The sequence below is a fragment of the Ochrobactrum sp. S1502_03 genome (assembly GCF_044435015.1).
GTDB lineage: Bacteria > Pseudomonadota > Alphaproteobacteria > Rhizobiales > Rhizobiaceae > Brucella > Brucella chromiisoli.
Window position 1 is genome coordinate 1 of sequence record NZ_JAYEXN010000094.1, and the last position, 842, is coordinate 842.

Consider the following 842-nt stretch of genomic DNA (forward strand, 5'->3'; position numbering starts at 1 on the left):
AGAGCCTGAATCATAATGAATTTAACGATATCAGGCTCTTGCGATGCGCCGCGTGAGGAAGCGTATGTTTGCGATGTAGACCCACGCTTCGGAAGAAGCGATGGTTTTCTCGAAGTCTTTGGCCAGTCTGCGACACCGTCCCAGCCATGCAAAAGTGCGCTCGACAACCCATCGGCGTGGGAGTAGTTCGAAACCTTCAGCGAGATCGGAGCGTTTGACGATTTCCAGTGTAAACTTACCGACCTTTTCCAGCCTGCCTTTAAGCTTTGGTCCTGCGTATCCGCCATCAGCAAAGATATGCCGCAACCATGGCCAACGTTTGAGAATTGTTTTCAAGACATCCGGTGCACCGTCTCTGTCCTGAATGCCCGCCGAATGGATCACCAGGCCAACCATCAAGCCCAGTGTATCAACCACAATATGACGCTTACGACCGTTGATCTTCTTCCCCGCATCAAAGCCCCGGATGCCGCCACTTTCCGTGGTTTTCACCGATTGGCTATCGATTATGCCAGCTGTCGGGCTGGGCTGCTTTCCGGTCAACTCACGTGCTGCCATAACAAGTGTGTTGTTGATGGCCCGCAGGATGCCGTCATCTCGCCAGCGGTAGAAATATTTCTGCACAGTGGAAAATGGTGGGAAGTCGGTTGGCAAAAGCCGCCATGCACCGCCAGAAGAAGCAATATAAAGTAGTGCATTCACCACTTCTCGCAAGTTCGTCTTTCGAGGGCGTCCAAGCCGTCTGGGTGCTGGCATCAATGGTTCGATGATGGACCATTCGGCATCCGTTAAATCACTTGCGTAACGTGAATTCCGACGTTCATACTGCCGGCGAGCGGTTT

1 protein-coding gene is annotated in these 842 nt (G+C 52.5%); it reads right to left on the reverse strand.

Features of this window, described 5'->3' with window-relative positions:
- Nucleotides 1-30 precede the first annotated feature (30 nt).
- Nucleotides 31-842: IS5 family transposase (locus VBH83_RS19340; protein WP_396999097.1), on the reverse strand; the 812-nt coding region annotated here is incomplete at its 5' end.